The sequence below is a fragment of the Paenibacillus sp. S28 genome (assembly GCF_016624415.1).
Lineage (GTDB): Bacteria > Bacillota > Bacilli > Paenibacillales > Paenibacillaceae > Paenibacillus_AQ > Paenibacillus_AQ favisporus.
Genome location: NZ_JACVTM010000018.1, coordinates 86,029 through 102,467 on the forward strand (window position 1 = coordinate 86,029; position 16,439 = coordinate 102,467).

15 protein-coding genes are annotated in these 16,439 nt (G+C 53.4%); 12 read left to right on the forward strand and 3 right to left on the reverse strand.

The genetic code is table 11. The features are described 5' to 3' along the window. Positions 1 to 87 precede the first annotated feature (87 nt). Together IAE55_RS28740 and IAE55_RS28745 are read left to right on the forward strand one after the other, a co-directional pair. A complete protein-coding gene (locus IAE55_RS28740) occupies positions 88 to 1,230 on the forward strand; it encodes an NAD(P)/FAD-dependent oxidoreductase (protein ID WP_200634549.1) in 1,143 nt (380 codons plus the stop codon). 40 nt (positions 1,231 to 1,270) lie between these two features. Next, a complete protein-coding gene (locus tag IAE55_RS28745) occupies positions 1,271 to 3,454 on the forward strand; it encodes an MMPL family transporter (protein ID WP_325168697.1) in 2,184 nt (727 codons plus the stop codon). Here IAE55_RS28745 and coaA read toward each other — a convergent pair. Next, positions 3,440 to 4,360: a type I pantothenate kinase gene (gene coaA / locus IAE55_RS28750; protein ID WP_076171678.1), complete on the reverse strand. Its 921-nt coding sequence runs from the start codon at positions 4,358 to 4,360 to the stop codon at positions 3,440 to 3,442. The two genes, IAE55_RS28745 and coaA, sit on opposite strands and share 15 nt — an antisense overlap. 284 nt (positions 4,361 to 4,644) lie before the next feature. Between coaA and IAE55_RS28755 the strand changes: the two genes are divergently transcribed. From IAE55_RS28755 to IAE55_RS28785, 7 genes are all read left to right on the forward strand, one after another. Beyond that, positions 4,645 to 5,580: a sugar-binding transcriptional regulator gene (locus IAE55_RS28755; RefSeq protein ID WP_076171822.1), complete on the forward strand. Its 936-nt coding sequence runs from the start codon at positions 4,645 to 4,647 to the stop codon at positions 5,578 to 5,580. Positions 5,581 to 5,821: 241 nt separating this feature from the next. After that, complete coding sequence (deoC, locus tag IAE55_RS28760) at positions 5,822 to 6,490, forward strand: deoxyribose-phosphate aldolase (protein WP_105442366.1); 669 nt, start codon at positions 5,822 to 5,824, stop codon at positions 6,488 to 6,490. 176 nt (positions 6,491 to 6,666) lie between these two features. Beyond that, on the forward strand, positions 6,667 to 7,845 hold the full coding sequence (locus IAE55_RS28765; RefSeq protein ID WP_105442367.1) for a NupC/NupG family nucleoside CNT transporter: 1,179 nt from the start codon (positions 6,667 to 6,669) through the stop codon (positions 7,843 to 7,845). Between the two features lie 47 nt (positions 7,846 to 7,892). Further along, positions 7,893 to 9,074: a phosphopentomutase gene (gene deoB / locus IAE55_RS28770; RefSeq protein ID WP_200634550.1), complete on the forward strand. Its 1,182-nt coding sequence runs from the start codon at positions 7,893 to 7,895 to the stop codon at positions 9,072 to 9,074. 49 nt (positions 9,075 to 9,123) lie between these two features. Next, a complete protein-coding gene (gene deoD / locus IAE55_RS28775; RefSeq protein WP_076171689.1) occupies positions 9,124 to 9,831 on the forward strand; it encodes a purine-nucleoside phosphorylase in 708 nt (235 codons plus the stop codon). 63 nt (positions 9,832 to 9,894) lie between these two features. Next, positions 9,895 to 11,196: a pyrimidine-nucleoside phosphorylase gene (locus IAE55_RS28780; RefSeq protein ID WP_200634551.1), complete on the forward strand. Its 1,302-nt coding sequence runs from the start codon at positions 9,895 to 9,897 to the stop codon at positions 11,194 to 11,196. A gap of 141 nt (positions 11,197 to 11,337) precedes the next feature. Continuing rightward, a complete protein-coding gene (locus tag IAE55_RS28785; protein WP_105442369.1) occupies positions 11,338 to 11,778 on the forward strand; it encodes a MarR family winged helix-turn-helix transcriptional regulator in 441 nt (146 codons plus the stop codon). 136 nt (positions 11,779 to 11,914) lie between these two features. On the opposite strand, the gene IAE55_RS28790 is transcribed toward IAE55_RS28785, so the two are convergent. Further along, entirely contained in the window at positions 11,915 to 12,235 is a 321-nt protein-coding gene (locus IAE55_RS28790) for a DUF4190 domain-containing protein (RefSeq protein ID WP_076171824.1), read from the reverse strand. A 230-nt stretch (positions 12,236 to 12,465) separates the two neighbouring features. Continuing rightward, complete coding sequence (locus IAE55_RS28795; protein WP_076171697.1) at positions 12,466 to 13,341, reverse strand: AraC family transcriptional regulator; 876 nt, start codon at positions 13,339 to 13,341, stop codon at positions 12,466 to 12,468. 233 nt (positions 13,342 to 13,574) lie between these two features. Between IAE55_RS28795 and IAE55_RS28800 the strand changes: the two genes are divergently transcribed. The 3 genes from IAE55_RS28800 (at position 13,575) to IAE55_RS28810 (ending at position 16,423) form a co-directional block, all read left to right on the forward strand. After that, positions 13,575 to 14,633, forward strand: a complete 1,059-nt coding sequence (locus tag IAE55_RS28800; protein ID WP_145159028.1) for a Gfo/Idh/MocA family protein — start codon at positions 13,575 to 13,577, stop codon at positions 14,631 to 14,633. Continuing rightward, positions 14,630 to 15,487, forward strand: coding sequence for a sugar phosphate isomerase/epimerase family protein (locus IAE55_RS28805; protein ID WP_200634552.1), 858 nt, complete (start codon positions 14,630 to 14,632; stop codon positions 15,485 to 15,487). Before IAE55_RS28800 ends, IAE55_RS28805 begins: the two co-directional genes overlap by 4 nt. Positions 15,488 to 15,550: 63 nt before the next feature. After that, the gene (locus IAE55_RS28810; RefSeq protein ID WP_089547762.1) at positions 15,551 to 16,423 is read left to right on the forward strand and encodes a sugar phosphate isomerase/epimerase family protein; all 873 of its coding nucleotides are present in this window, start codon (positions 15,551 to 15,553) and stop codon (positions 16,421 to 16,423) included. Positions 16,424 to 16,439 lie beyond the last annotated feature (16 nt).

Sequence of the window (16,439 nt, forward strand, 5' to 3'; positions counted from 1 at the left end):
TCATCCTTGATTGGCCTCGATTGGTTTTCTTATCAAAAGCGGACTTTTTGAACAATCTCTATAAAACAGCGAAAGGAGATGATTCCCATGCAGGACGCGGTCATAATCGGAGCTGGCCTTGCCGGCTGCAGTTTAGCTATCCGGCTGTCCGCCCAAGGGTGGAAGACCGTGCTCATAGACCGACAGTATTTTCCCCGTCATAAGCCATGCGGGGAATTTCTGTCTCCGGAGGCGAGGGAGACGCTGGCCAGCCTTGGTGTAGCGGAGGATGTCGAGCGAATGGAGCCGAATCCGATTCACCGGGCCCGCCTGGTGCTGAGGCATGGACAGGTGCTGGAAGCAGCGCTCCCCGGTACAGGCTGGGGCATCAGCCGGTATACGCTGGATGCCGGCCTGCACCGGGCTGCAAGGGAGGCGGGCGTGGAAATACGGGACGCGACGACGGTCACAAGCATTCATGCCCGTGAGGATGGAGGCGGATATATCGTCGGGACGCGGACTGGCGGACTCAGCGATACGCTGGAGGCGAGAACGGTGATCGCCGCCTGGGGCTGTCACCGCCGGCCGGATTTGATCGATTATGAAGAAATGGGGCAGGACGGGCATGCCTACATCGGGATTAAAACGCATATGACCGGGCTAGCAGGGACGGAAGCCGTGGAACTTTATCTGGTTCCCGGAGGCTACATCGGGATCGCCCCTGTGGAAGCAGGCACATATAATGTGGCCGCGCTCCTGCGGCGGGACCGGTTGAAAGGCGCGGGAGCGAAGATGAAGGAGCTGCTGGATTTTGCGGCAAGCGGTAATCCCCTGCTTGCCCGCCGATTGTCGGAAGGAACGCCGACCGACGGGACGATGATCTCGACCGCGCCGGTATATTTGTCCCGCCGGCCTCAGCCCTGGCGGATGATTCCGCATGCCGGAGATGCCTGCGCCATGATTCCGCCGCTCTTCGGAGACGGGATGAGCGCCGCCCTGCGTTCCGGCATTCTGTGCGCCTCGTTTGCCGACCGCTATTTGCGGGGCAAGCTTAGCATGGAGGACTGGGAGCGGCTGTATACCGAGGCGGTACACCGTGAATTCAGCGGTATTTTGCGAAAAGGGCGCTACTTGCAGGCGATTAGCGGCCGGCCCTCTGCCGGAAGGATTCTGTCAGGCTTTGCCCGGTTGTTCCCGCCGGTCGCTGATTCATTGGTCAAAGCGACGCGGCTGAAGAACACGATGTCTTAGTTAGACTGCAGACCGCATGCCAACAGGAGGAGGGAATCGGGTGATTTACCGTTTCATAACCGGACTTGCTCTCCGCTATCCTGCGTGGGTGCTGGCTTGCTGGACTGCGCTGCTCGTCCTGTGCGGTTCGGCAGCGATATCACTGCCTTCCATCCTGAAGGATCACGGGCTGCGTACGGAGGGAACTTCCGCACAGGTCGAGCGGATCCTTTCGGAAGATTACCAACTCCCCCATGAACCGGTCGTTGTCGTCTTCGAACGGGAGCCCGGAGCCTCCCGCGCTTCGTTTGAATCGGGAATCCGGACGGTATTGGAACATCTCCGGCGGGTGGACGGCAGCCTGACCGTCATTTCACCGCTGGAGCATGAGGGGATGATGGACAACCAAGCCGCCTATGCCCTGTTGGGGTTGGACACCCAGGATCAGACCGCCGGGACGGGGCTTGACGCCATTCGCTCAGCTTTGCCCGAGCCGCCCGGTGTGAAGATCACGCTGACCGGCAAGCCTGTCGTGCAGGACGATGTCAACCGGGCGAGTATGCATGACTTGAAGAGGGCGGAGCTGATCGGTCTGCCGCTGGCCTTTCTGATCTTGTTCTACGCGTTCGGCGGCTGGATCTATGCCCTCATCCCGATCGCAGCAGGGTGCACGGCCGTGGGTGTTTCGATGGGGATTCTTTATTGGCTTGGGAGCGGCCTGCAGCTGGAGCTGTCCAACTTCGTGCTGAACGTCATACCGATGGTCGGCCTGGCGCTCGGCATCGATTTTGGACTGATTCTTGTCAGCCGCTTCCGTGAGGAATGGGGGGCATCCAGCGGCCGCGTAGAGCTGGCGCTGTCGGTCACCATCAGGCAGGCTGGCAGGGCTGTGCTCTATTCGGCCGCCTGCGTGATCCTGGGGCTCATCGCCATTACATTCATCCGGATGCCGATGTTCCGTTCGGTCGCCATCGGGGCGATGGTCGTCGTTTTTGTATCGGCCCTGGTGAATTTAACGCTTGTCCCGGCCTTTTTGACCTTATGGTCACCGGTAATCCCGATTCGGCGGAGTTCCGCAGCAGCAGCAGCCACCTTCAAGCCCGGACTGATGCAGCGATGGACCCGCTACGTCATGCAGAGACCTGTCCGGATGACGCTGGTGTCCGCAGCGCTTCTGCTGACAAGCATCCTGCCGATACGCTACTTGCAGACCTCCGTTCCTGATGCCGCCTCTTTGCCGTCAAGCTATCCTTCACGGCTTGGTGCGGAACTGGTGGATTTCCGTTTCAACGCCCCCTTTACCTCAGTGATCCCGATGGTGGTGCTGGGAAGCGGGGATGCCTTGTCGGCAGCGGAATGGAGCGCAGCTTACGAGCTGTGGCAAAGGTTGAAGGCGGACCGGGATGTGCTCCGGGTTGACTCCATCTTTTCCAATGTCCCCAAGTACAATGATCAGCCGGGGGTCTTGTCAAGCCCCAGAATGCTGCAGCAGCTGCCACAGAATACGAGTCAACCGCTCGTTCGTGAGGACAACCTGTTGATGTCAGTAACGCTTCGGCCAGGCATGGATGATAAGCAAACCGAGGCGTGGCTGCAGAAGTGGGAAATTCAAGGACAGAGTGAGAAGAACATTCGGATACTGCTTGGGGGAGAAGCAAAATACCGGCTGGAAGTAAGTGAAGAGATCAAAGCCAGGCTTCCTTCGGTGCTTCTCTGGATGGCTATAACCAATTTTGTGGTGCTGTTCGCAGGTTTTCGTTCGATCATCATACCGGTCAAAGCACTGCTGATGAACCTGCTCAGCCTTACTGCTTCGTTCGGGGTGCTGGTGTACATTTTTCAAGATGGGATGCTGGGGGGCGGATCAGGCAGCATCGCTGTCATGATTCCGGTATTTATCTTTGGATTGGTGTTCGGGGTTAGTATGGATTACGGCGTTTTCCTGCTGTCCCGAATGACCGAGGTGTATCATCGCACAGGAAATGCGGATAAGGCAATAGCTGCGGGACTCTCTTCCACGGGGAAAGTGATCACCTCAGCGGCAGCCATCATGATCGCTGTCACTTTGCCGTTTATCGCAGGGGACGTGGAAGGAGTCAGACAGCTTGGGTTCGGTATCGCTGCGGCGATCCTGATCGATGCGACCCTGATCCGCTTTATGCTCGTTCCAGCGTTAATGAAGCTGATGGGGCATGTCAATTGGTGGCTGCCGCATCAGCTTCGCCGCTGGTTATTTACGGAGTAATACCTGCTGGATCTGATGATCCGGCCCTTTTTTTAAGATCAGCTTGGCACGCGCCTTCGTAGGCAGAATGTTCTCCATTAAATTTTTCAGATTGATCGTTCTCCAGATTTCCGACGCGTTCTGCACGGCTTCCTCTTCGGAGAGACTGGCAAATTTGTGAAAGTAGGACCTTGGATCTTGGAAGGCGGTATCGCGGAGCAGTTGGTAACGCTCGATATACCAGCTGCGGATATCCTGCTCTTCGGCGTCGATGTAGATCGAGAAATCAAAGAAGTCGCTGATAAAGACCGGCGCTTCCGTATTGACCTGAAGGACGTTAATCCCTTCCAGTATGAGGATATCCGGCTGGTCGATCAGCTGCTCCTCGTCCGCCAGAATATCATAGGCCAGGTGCGAATAGACCGGGGCCTTCAGCGCAGGCTGTCCGGATTTGACGCTGCTGATAAACTGCATCAGCTTTTTGATGTCGTAGCTCTCCGGAAATCCCTTTTTGTTCATGATGCCTTTTTCCTCAAGAACGCGGTTCGGATACAGGAAGCCGTCCGTCGTGACCAGATCCACGCGCGGATGCTCCTGCCATCTGGACAGCAGCGTTTGCAGCAGGCGTGCGGTCGTGCTTTTGCCTACGGCTACGCTGCCGGCGATCCCGATAATATAAGGCGATTTGGGCGCTCGGATGCCGGTGAATGTGTTCATCTTTTCTTGAAGCTGCTGGAAAGCACTTACATACAAATGGATGAGGCGGGTCAGCGGAAGATAAATGTCGCGCACTTCCCGCAGCGAAATTTTCTCGTTCAAGCCTTTGAGGCGTTCAAATTCCTCTTCCGTCAGCGGAAGTTTCGAGTCCTCTTGTGCCGCCTTCCAGTCCTTCCGGTCAAATGTATAATAAGGGGAGTATGTGTTCATGGTACACTCGCTTTCTAAACAAAGTAGGGCCATGCCAAACCAGCTCCTGTCGTTTCAAGAGTATGTAAACGGGAAGTGAAACCCAAAATAAACTGTGACATTGCGCGTTACTAATGCGAACTGAATTATAGCATGTTAAGCGGCTTAAATAAACCTTAGGGTTAAAAATGGATACCAGAAAAACCGTTCAATCGACAAAAGGGTTTGGGCTTTCGGGAACAAGAGGTATAATAGGATCAGTGCAAGCCAAATCATGCGAGAGCGGGACAAGTGAGCTGAAGACGATGGACATTGAAAGACAAAGATTAGCAATTGAGGCAGCCAGACTGTATTACCAGTCCGATTACAGCCAGCAGGATATCGCCGAGCGGCTGGGCGTTTCCAGGCCGACGGTATCGAGACTGCTTCAGCATGCCAAGGAACAAGGATACGTGCGGATCGAAATTGTCGACCCTGGCGAAGATTTAAACGTACTGGGCCGGAAGCTGAAGCGCAAATACGGCTTGGATACAGTACAGGTCTGTTACTCCCCGTTAAATCAGTACGAGGAAATCAAGAAGCATATCAGTAAAAAGGCAGCCGAATTCCTCCACGAGATCGTCCAGGACAAGGATATTATCGGGGTCACTTGGGGGACCACAATGCATGCTGTCGCGCTTCAGCTTGCGCCCAAGCAGGTAAAAGGTGTCGAAGTCGTGCAGCTGAAGGGCGGTGTCAGCCATTCCCACGTCAACACCTATGCGGCGGAGACGGTGAACCTGTTTGCGGAGGCGTTCCAGACGGTAGCGAGATACCTCCCGCTGCCGGTCATCTTCGACAACATCGAGCTGAAGCGGATCGTGGAGGAAGACCGGCATATCAGCCGGATCATCGAGCTTGGCAAACAGGCGAACATTGCCGTGTTCACGGTCGGTACGGTGAAGGAAGACGCGCTGCTTTTCCGGCTGGGATATTTTAACGAGCAGGAGCAGGAGCTGCTGAAGAAGTCCGGTGCCGGAGACATCTGTTCACGTTTTTTTGATGAAACGGGCCAGATTTGCAGCGAAGAGATCAATAACCGGACGGTTGGAATCGACCTTCACGAGCTTCAAAAGAAGGAAAAGTCCATTCTGGTTGCCGGTGGAGAACGCAAGGTGGAGGCCATTCAAGCGGCCCTCGCGGGCAATTATGCGAACATTTTGATCACGGATCAGTTTACAGCGCAGGCTCTGATCTCTTAGAAAAATCATTCATTTCATATCGATTGCTTTTTTTGATTTCCGTCCGGATTACATAGGGCGGATTTTTTTTGCGCACATTACGGGAGTGGGCAGAATGATTTGTGAACATAATTTCACGATCTATTTACATATGTTCAGGCCGGTGTTATGATAGTCGTGCAGCTTGAAAGAAAAGCTTTTCAATTCCAGGGAATTGGATAAATAAAAGAATAACCCATCTTGAATCAAGGAGTGGATCAGAATGACAAATTTAGCGGGAATGATCGATCATACCCTGCTTAAGGCAGATGCCACCCAGGCCGAGATCAGCAAGCTGATTGACGAGGCGAAGAAGTATGAATTCGCATCGGTGTGCGTAAATCCGACCTGGGTCAAATTCGCTGCTGAACAGCTGAAGGATTCTAAAGTGAAGGTTTGTACGGTTATCGGTTTTCCTCTGGGAGCCACAACTTCGGCCGTCAAAGCATTTGAAGCGAAGGACGCGATCGCTGGTGGCGCAACGGAAGTCGACATGGTCATCAATATCGGCGCGCTCAAGGACGGCGAGGACGATCTCGTGGAAGCCGACATCAAGGCGGTGGTAGATGCGGCTGCCGGCAAGGCTCTGGTCAAAGTCATTATTGAAACCTGCCTGCTGACGGACGAAGAGAAGGAACGCGCAAGCCGCTTGGCGGTTAAGGCGGGAGCCGATTTCGTAAAAACTTCGACGGGCTTCTCCACAGGCGGTGCTACTCCGGAAGACATTCGCTTGATGCGCCAAACGGTAGGTCCGAATATCGGCGTCAAAGCATCCGGCGGTGTACGCAGTCTCGAGGACATGAACAAAATGATCGAAGCGGGCGCAAGCCGTATCGGTGCTAGCTCCGGCGTTAAGATTATGGAGGGCGGCCAATCCTCGGCTTCCTATTAATAAGTAATAAGGAAGAGAAGAGTCTCGCGCTGAAGTAAAGTATGCATGAAATGAACGGAAGCGGTTCACATCGGAATATGGCAAACCGGGCGGGAAGCTTCCGTTTCTATTAATATCAAGTCTGTAAGCGCTTAATAGATTTGGTTTCATAAAAAATTTCAACTGGGGAGACAGCTATGAAATATTTGATTGCGGTACTAGGGTTACTTGTTGTTTTTGCCCTGTCCTTCGTGGCCAGCAACGACAAGCGGAAGATCCGCTATCGCCCGCTGGTGATCATGATCATTCTCCAGATTATTCTGGGGTACGTTCTGCTCAACACCGTCCTTGGCACCGTGCTGATCAAAGGCTTTTCCGGTATTTTTGAAAAGCTGCTGGTCTATGCCGGAGAAGGGGTCAACTTCGTGTTCGGCGGTATCGCCAACGAAGGACAGGCACCGTTCTTCCTCGGCGTACTGCTGCCGATCATTTTCATATCGGCACTGATCGGCATTCTGCAGTATTTTCGCATCCTGCCGTTTATTATCCGGTACATCGGCCTCGTGCTGAGCAAGGTGAACGGGATGGGCAAGCTGGAATCGTATAACGCGGTCGCTTCCGCGATCCTGGGCCAATCCGAAGTGTTCATTTCCGTGAAAAAGCAGATCGGCCTGCTGCCGAAGCACCGGCTGTACACGCTCTGTGCCTCGGCCATGTCCACCGTTTCGATGTCGATCGTAGGCGCCTATATGACGATGATCGATCCGAAATACGTGGTCACCGCGCTGGTGTTGAACCTGTTCGGCGGGTTTATTATCGCTTCGATTTTGAACCCATACAAGGTGACCAAGGAAGAAGATGAACTTGTCGTTCAGGAAGAAGAGAAGCAGTCCTTCTTCGAAATGCTGGGCGAATACATTATGGACGGCTTCAAAGTCGCCATTACGGTTGCTGCGATGCTGATCGGCTTCGTCGCCCTGATCGCCCTGATCAATGGCATATTTGACGGCATCTTCGGCATTTCGTTCCAGGAACTGCTGGGCTACATCTTTGCACCGTTTGCCTTTGTTATGGGCGTTCCATGGAAGGAAGCGGTGGAAGCGGGAAGCATTATGGCCACCAAAATGGTGTCCAACGAGTTTGTTGCCATGCTGGAACTCGGCAAGCATACCGCATTGTCCGCACGCACGACCGGCATCGTATCCGTGTTCCTCGTTTCCTTTGCGAACTTCTCATCCATCGGCATTATCGCTGGTGCGGTCAAAGGCCTGCATGAGAAGCAGGGTAACGTCGTCGCGCGTTTCGGCTTGAAGCTGCTGTACGGGGCGACGCTGGTCAGCGTCTTGTCCGCGATCATCGCAGGACTGTTTCTATAAAAGACTTGCGTCATGTATACTCAAGGATGAAGGAGTGATAGAAACTTATGCCAAACTTTAAACGTATCCACCTGATTGTTATGGACTCCGTGGGGATCGGCGAAGCGCCGGATGCCGCCCAGTTCGACGATTTTGACGTCGATACCTTCGGGCATATCGCCCGTGAGCGCGGCGGCTTGAACATGCCGAATATGGGCAAGCTCGGCCTGTCCAATATCCGCGAAATCGAAGGGATTGCCAAAGCGGACAAGCCGCTGGCGTATTATACAAAAATGCAGGAAAAATCCGCAGGGAAAGACACGATGACCGGCCACTGGGAGATCATGGGGCTGTACATCGATACGCCGTTCCGGGTGTTCCCTGATGGCTTTCCCGACGAGTTGATTCAGCGTATCGAAGAGAAGACAGGCCGCAAAGTCATTGGCAACAAGCCGGCGAGCGGCACTGAAATTATCGACGAGCTCGGGGAAGAGCATATGAAGACGGGAGCGCTCATCATCTACACCTCAGCCGATTCCGTGCTTCAAATCGCGGCTCACGAAGAGATCGTGCCGTTGAAAGAACTTTATGAAATTTGCGAATTTTGCCGGGAAATTACGCTGGACGATCCGTACATGCTGGGCCGGATTATTGCCCGTCCGTTCGTGGGCCAGCCCGGATCCTTCAAGCGTACCGCCAACCGTCATGATTATGCGCTGAAGCCGTTTGACCGCACCGTGATGAACGAGCTGAAGGATGCGAATTTCGACGTGATCGCGATCGGTAAAATTTCCGATATCTATGACGGGGAAGGCGTGACCAAGGCGATCCGCACCACGTCCAACATGGACGGCATCGACAAGATCATCGGTATTATGGATGAGGACTTTACAGGACTCAGCTTCGTGAACCTGGTCGATTTTGACGCGCTGTACGGCCACCGCCGCGACCCGCAGGGTTATGGACAAGCCTTGGAAGAGTACGATGCGCGCCTGCCGGAAATGTTTGCCAAGATGACGGATGACGACCTTCTGATCATCACGGCGGACCACGGCAACGATCCGACATACCGCGGCACTGATCATACGCGTGAATACGTACCGCTGCTGGTGTATTCACCGCGCTTCGCCAATGGAGGCAGCGAGCTTCCGCTGCGGAAGACGTTTGCCGATCTTGGTGCGACCGTGGCCGAGAACTTTGGCGTCCCGATGCCGAAATACGGCACCAGCTTCCTGGGAGACTTGAAGTAGCACGATTTTACAATATACATGAATCCATGACCTATGGGGAGGAAAAGAAATGAGCACTCATATTGGAGCCAAGGCAGGAGAAATCGCAGAAACGATCCTTTTACCGGGGGATCCGCTGCGGGCCAAATTCATCGCGGAAACGTATTTGCAGGATGTGCAATGCTACAACGAAGTGAGAGGCATGCTCGGTTTTACAGGCACGTACAAAGGGCAGCGTATTTCCGTGCAGGGAACCGGCATGGGAATTCCGTCGATCAGCATATACGTCAATGAACTGATCCGCGAATACGGCGTCAAAAATTTGATGCGCGTCGGCACTTGCGGCAGCATGCAGGAGCATGTACATGTGCGTGACGTGATCCTTGCGCAGGCTTCCTGCACCGATTCCGGCGCCAACCGCCACCAATTCGGAGGATACGATTTTTCGCCGATCGCAAGCTTTAACCTGCTGAAATCCGCGTACGATAAAGGGATTGAAAAAGGCTTGAAGCTGCATGTGGGCAACGTATTCAGCTCCGACATCTTCTACCGTGACGATAAATCAATCGTTGAGAAGCTGATGGAGCACGGCGTTCTGGCCGTTGAGATGGAAACGACAGCCCTGTACACGCTGGCAGCCAAGTTTGGCGTCAATGCATTGACCCTGCTGACCGTTAGCGACCACCTCCTGACAGGTGAAGAAACGAGTGCCGAAGAGCGCCAAACCACGTTTAACGACATGATGGAAGTGGCTCTGGAAACGGCGATCGGATTGTAATCGCAGCATTCTTTCATCCCATTCACAGACTAACAATCACATAGAAAGCGAGGCAGACATCCGATGAGAATGGTTGACTTGATTGAGAAGAAACGGGACGGAGGCGAGCTGTCCACGGAAGAGATTAATTTCATTATTGATGGATATACCAAAGGGGATATCCCTGATTACCAAATGAGTGCGTGGGCCATGGCTGTATTTTTCCAGAACATGACGCAGCGCGAGCGCGCCGATCTCACCATGGCTATGGTGAATTCCGGCGATACGATTGACCTGTCCGCCATCGAAGGCGTCAAGGTCGACAAGCACTCCACTGGCGGTGTGGGCGATACGACGACGCTGGTGCTGGCACCGCTCGTGGCGGCGCTGGACATTCCGGTAGCCAAAATGTCTGGCCGCGGTCTGGGCCATACCGGCGGTACGATCGACAAGCTGGAGGCGATTGAAGGCTTCCACGTGGAGATCGACCGCGAAGAATTCGTTCGTCTGGTGAACCAGGACAAAATCGCCGTCATCGGGCAGACCGGTAACCTGACGCCGGCCGACAAGAAGCTGTACGCGCTGCGCGACGTGACCGGCACGGTCAACTCGATCCCGCTGATCGCTTCCTCGATCATGAGCAAAAAAATAGCCGCTGGCTCAGATGCCATCGTGCTCGACGTTAAGACGGGAGCCGGCGCTTTCATGAAAACGGTGGACGATGCCAAGGAACTGGCTCACGCCATGGTCAGCATCGGCAACAACGTCGGCCGCAAAACGATGGCCGTGATCTCCGACATGAGCCAGCCGCTCGGCCTCGCGATCGGCAATGCGCTGGAAGTTAAGGAAGCCATTGATACGCTGCAGGGCAAAGGACCGAAGGATCTTGAAGAGCTCTGCCTTGCCCTGGGCCGCCAAATGGTGTTCCTGGCGAACAAAGCCAGCTCCCTGGATGAAGCCGAAGAGAAGCTGAAGGAAGTCATCAAGAACGGCAAAGCGCTGGAGAAATTCAAGGAGTTCATCAAGAACCAGGGTGGCAACCCGGATGTCGTCGACCATCCGGAGAATCTCCCGCAGGCCAAATACCAGATCGAAGTACCGGCGAAGGAAGACGGCGTAGTCGCCGAAATCGTCGCCGACGAGATCGGTACGGCGGCCATGTGGCTGGGCGCCGGCCGCGCGACCAAGGAATCGGAGATCGATCTGGCCGTCGGCCTGATGCTGAACAAGAAGATCGGGGATTCCGTGAAGAAGGGTGAGTCGCTCGTCACGATCCATGCGAACCGCGAAAACGTGGACGACGTCATCGGTAAGATTTACGAAAATATCCGAATCTCCGATCATGCCGAAGCGCCAACACTGGTGTACGGCATCATCACAGAATAGGCCCTACAGGCTGGAGCCTGGAACTTGCAGAAGTTCCAGGCTTTTTTTATTGCTTCGGGTTTCATTGACCAAGCCGTTAAATCAAGGTATACTTCAGCATATGTAGTTGATTAGTAAACAATTATTTCGAGGTGAAGAGTATTGGAGCAGACAGGCAGTGTTTCCAGGTGGATATCGGTGCTGCACCGCCAGTTTCAAATCTATTTGAACCGGGAATTGAAGGAGCATGACATTAATTCGTCGGAGTACATTTTCCTGGTCAACTTGTATATCGAGGACGGGGTATCGCAGGAGAAGCTGTCGGCCAACCTGTTTATCAACAAAGCGGCGACAGCACGGGCTATCAGCAGGCTGGAGGCGCTCGGTTATGTTAAGCGGATTCGGGATCCTCAGGACAGCCGGGCGTATTTGGTGACCCTGACCGAGAAAGGTTTGGAGAAGCGGAAGTTTATCAGGTCGAAGCTGAAGGCGTGGACGGATATCATTTCGAGCGGCCTGACCTCTGAGGAGACCGATGACATGATCCGCAAATTAAAGATCATGTCCGCCAATGCGGTCGCGGAGACGAAGGGATTGACATAAATCAGCCGGCCGAGGAACGCAGCGCTCTGTCCGTGGAACGCCAAACAGCGCAGAAAACGCACTAAATTTTTAAAACAGAAAAAGGAATGGGCTACGGGATGCCTCATTCCTTTTTGTGTACCCGTTTGGACGGGAGTTATGCCGTTTTCACTCTTGGTACGGTAGACATGACGTCATATAAAGTGGACGAGTCGATATCCGATCCGAAGAACGCGACCGCGAGCACGACGAAGAGCAGAATCAGGCCCCATAGGAGCACGCCGATAATACCGCACACGAGCCCGGCAATCGCCATGCCTTTTCCTTGTTCATACCCCCGTTTGAGTTCCTTAAAAGAAAGGGCGGCAAAGATGATCGCCAGAATCCCCAGGATAAATCCTATGTACAAAATCATTACGCTTAGGATGCCGAGCACCATTGAGGCAATGGCTTTGCCATTCGTCTTGGGCGGCGTCATTGGCGGCTGCGGCTGAAAATGTTGATACGGGTCTGGTGAATGTGGATCCAACTGTGATTTCCTCCTCCTGCATTTGGCAGAACACTTTATGTTTATATATTCTGCTTAACATGTCTATTATCACTTAGCCGGACCTATTTGTCGATATTTTTTCGGACGAAATTCCCAGATTTGACGCACTTTTGCCTGTTTTGTCCGAACACAGGAAGCATTCTTGAAGCCATTGCTTTCTATACGCTGAAGCTCTTTCGGAGCTCCGAGGGGGATACATGCTTGTATTTTTTGAAGGCCCGGCTGAAATAATAGATGTCCTTGAAGCCGGAAGACAGGGCAATCTCCGAAATGTTCATTCTGGAGTTGCGCAGCAGGTATTCGGATTTGTTGATTCTAAGCGTGTTGACGTACTCGGTTACCGTCCGAGCCGTAAGCTCCTTGAACAGGCGGCTGAAATGAAAACGGCTGAGGCCTGCCAGCCCGGCCAGCAGATCGACGGACAGTTCTTCTTGGTAATGCTCCTCAATATATTGAAAAATAGGGGTAAACCGCTCCAAATTTTTCAGCCTGTACAGGCTCTCTTCTGGAGAAAGCGTATCTTTGCCGTAACGGCGCAGCAGTATGGCTAGCAGACGGTACAGATAGGATTTGATCGACAGCTCATAGCCGAGTTCCCGTTCGTCCATTTCCCGGATTAGAGACGTGGCGCACTCGGTAATTTCCGGATCGCCGGAAATTTTGCTTGCGAACATAATCTGGTTCTGCGTAATCGGCGTAATAAACTTCGTTTCGACAGCGTCCGGTGTCTGGCTCTGCAGCAGCTTGATATCGACGATCATCGCATAATAGACCAAATCATCGGACAGGCATACCCCGTAATGCAGGTCGTTGCTGTTCACGACCACCATCTCACCCGCTTGAACTTCATAAGGAACCGAGTTCAGCTCGATGAGCGCGGAGCCTTTGGTAAAATACAGAAACTCCATATGATTGTGCCAATGGTGGGTAAACAGCGTTTTCCCGTATTCCTTGGCGGTACAATAATGGATCTTCATCGGAAAAAAACGGTCGGGCATATCCATCGGCTCCAGCAGAGCAAGGGGTCTATCCATCCAAGTCACCTCAAAATCGCACAATAAGATAAATTATTAGCATAGCTCTTCATGGCAGTTCCGCCTGTTCTTATTATAATTCAATATATATAGGTTGAACTAATTTTTTTACACCTTAATGGCCTGATCGTGCTTGCCTTTTTATGGGTGACATTCACGCGCAGGAAGGACTGCACGGGTTCAATCTACATTTGGAAGCCAAATGCGAGAACCAAAAGGAGAGTTGAAAACGCATGGATAAAGTAAGAGTAGCTGTAATCGGAGCAGGGTCCATTTCGGAGTCCCATTTAAACTCGTATCAAAACAACCCGGAGGCGGAGATCGTCGCGATCTGCGATTTGAACGGGGAAAGAGCCAAGGCCGCTGCCCAGAAATACGGAGCTCAGAAAACATATACCGACTATCATGAACTGCTGGCTGACCCTGATGTCGATGCCGTGAGCATCTGCACATGGAACAACCAGCATGCTGAAATCAGCATTGCGGCTGCCAAAGCGGGCAAGCATGTCCTGGTGGAAAAGCCGCTGTGCAGAACGGTTGAGGAAGCGCTTCAGATCCAGGAAGCCGCACATGCCGGCGGAAAGGTGTTCCAAGTAGGCTATGTGCGCCGCTTTGACCCGAACGTCGCAGTGCTGCAGAGCTTTATGGAGAGCGGCGAAATCGGTGAGCTGTACTACGCCAAAGCCTCGCTCCTGCGCCGTGTGGGCAATCCGGGCGGCTGGTTCGCCGACAAGGAGCGCTCCGGCGGCGGGCCGCTGATCGATATCGGCGTGCACGCGATTGACCTGTGCTGGTATATGATGGGCAAGCCGAAAGTGAAATCGGTGTCCGGCAACGTATACCACAAGCTGGGCAACCGCAGCCATGTGAAGAACTATTCTTTTTACAAAGCGGCCGACTATGACGCCAGCAAAAACACCGTAGAAGATATGGCGAACGCCTTGATCCGTTTTGAGAACGGAGCGTCGCTGCTCGTGGACGTAAGCTTTTCCCTGCATGCGAAGCAGGATGAAGCGGCGATCAAGCTGTTTGGTACGAATGGCGGCTTCGAAATCGATCCGGCTCTGGTCATCGTCACAGAGAAAAACGATACGATCCTGAACATTGAGCCGCAGGTGGACCATAAAGGCTTTAACTTTGCCGCCGCGTTCCAGAACGAAATCAATCATTTTATCGAAAATATTAAAAACGGCACGGTGCCGATCGCCACGGTCGACGACGGCGTGGAAATGATGAAAATTCTGAACGGTATTTACGAATCCTCTGAGAAGGGAGTCGAAATTCAGCTATGAAAATCGGAGTAAGCACATACAGTCTGTACCGTCCGATTCAATCGGGTGAAATCACGGTTCTGGGCGCGATCGAGAAAATCGCCGAGATGGGTGGAGAACACGTGGAAATCGTTCCGATCGGATACACCTTGACCGGGAATCCAGAGCTGGTGGATCAGATCGTGGCCAAGGCGAAGGAAGTCGGAATCGACGTATCCAACTATGCGATCGGCGCTAACTTCGCTGTGGACACCGAGGAGGCTTACCGTAAGGAAATCGAGCGCGTCAAAGGTGAAGTGGACATCGCCGCACGCCTTAGCGTGAAGCTGATGCGCCATGACGTAGCCAGCCGCCAAGACACATCCATCAAACAGTTCAACCAGGAGGTTGGACGTCTGGCGGAGGCATGCCGCGAAATCGCCGATTATGCGGCGCAGTATGGCATTACGACAAGCGTGGAAAACCACGGCTATTATATCCAGGCAAGCGACCGGGTACAGACGCTGGTTCAAGCCGTGGACCGGCCGAACTTCCGGACGACGCTGGACGTGGGCAATTTTATGTGCGTGGACGAAGATCCGGTGGCCGCCGTCAAGAACAACATTCCTTATGCTTCCATGGTGCACATCAAGGACTTTTATCTGCGGCCAGCCGCCCTTAATCCGGGTGACGGATGGTTCCGCACGGCCAGCGGGAATTTCCTGAGAGGCGCCATTGCGGGGCACGGAGACATCAACCTGCGCGAATCGATTCGGATCATCAAGGAATCCGGATTTGACGGGTATTTCTCGATCGAGTTTGAAGGAATGGAAGACAGCTTTCAGGGGACAAAAATCGGCCTGGAAAACGTCAAACGCTTCTGGAACGAGGTATAGGCCGGGAATCAAAGCAGCCAATCTTTTAAATGATTCAGCATAAACAAGGGAGAGGTGACTGGAATGAACAATAAAATCGGCGTTATTGTCGACAGCTTCCGGGTCGGGGTCCGGGAAGGACTGGCCAAGGCGAAGAAGGTAGGAGCGGACGGCGTTCAGATCTATGCCGTGAGCGGAGAAATGGACCCGGCTAACCTGTCTGCGGCGCAGCGCAAGGAACTGAAGAGCTATATCGAGTCCCTGGGACTGGAAATTTCGGCGCTGGTGGGCGACCTCGGCGGTTACGGTTTCCAGGATAAGACGGTCAACGCGGAGAAAATCGAGAAGTCCAAGCGGATTCTCGATCTGGCGGTAGAACTCGGAACCAGCGTAGTAACGACGCATATCGGACTTGTACCGGAGGACAAGAACAGCGAAATCTACCAAACGATGCACGATGCATGCGAGGAACTGGCTTCTTATGCCACCAGCATGAACGCTTTCTTTGCGATCGAAACGGGCCCTGAGCCTTCCGCACGACTGAAGGATTTCCTCGACGGGCTTGGCTCGAAGGGAGTATCCGTCAACTTCGACCCGGCAAACATGGTCATGGTTACCGGCGACGATCCGGCTGAAGGGGTACACAACCTGAAGGATTACATCGTACATACCCATGCCAAAGACGGTATCCGTTTAAAAGAAGTACCTGCCTATTACATCTATGAAACACTTGGCTTCGAGCCGCCTGCCAACGAGAACAATACTTTTGTTCCCGGGGAAGGGCAGTATTTCCGCGAAGTGCCGCTTGGCGAAGGCAGTGTGAACTGGCAGAGCTATTTGCAGGCGCTGAAAGATATCGGCTATCAAGGATACTTGACCATTGAGCGCGAGGTCGGGGAGGATCCGGAGGCGGACATTTCCAAAGCGGTGCAATTTTTGAAGCAGTTCCGGGGATAATCAGCCACTTGGCATG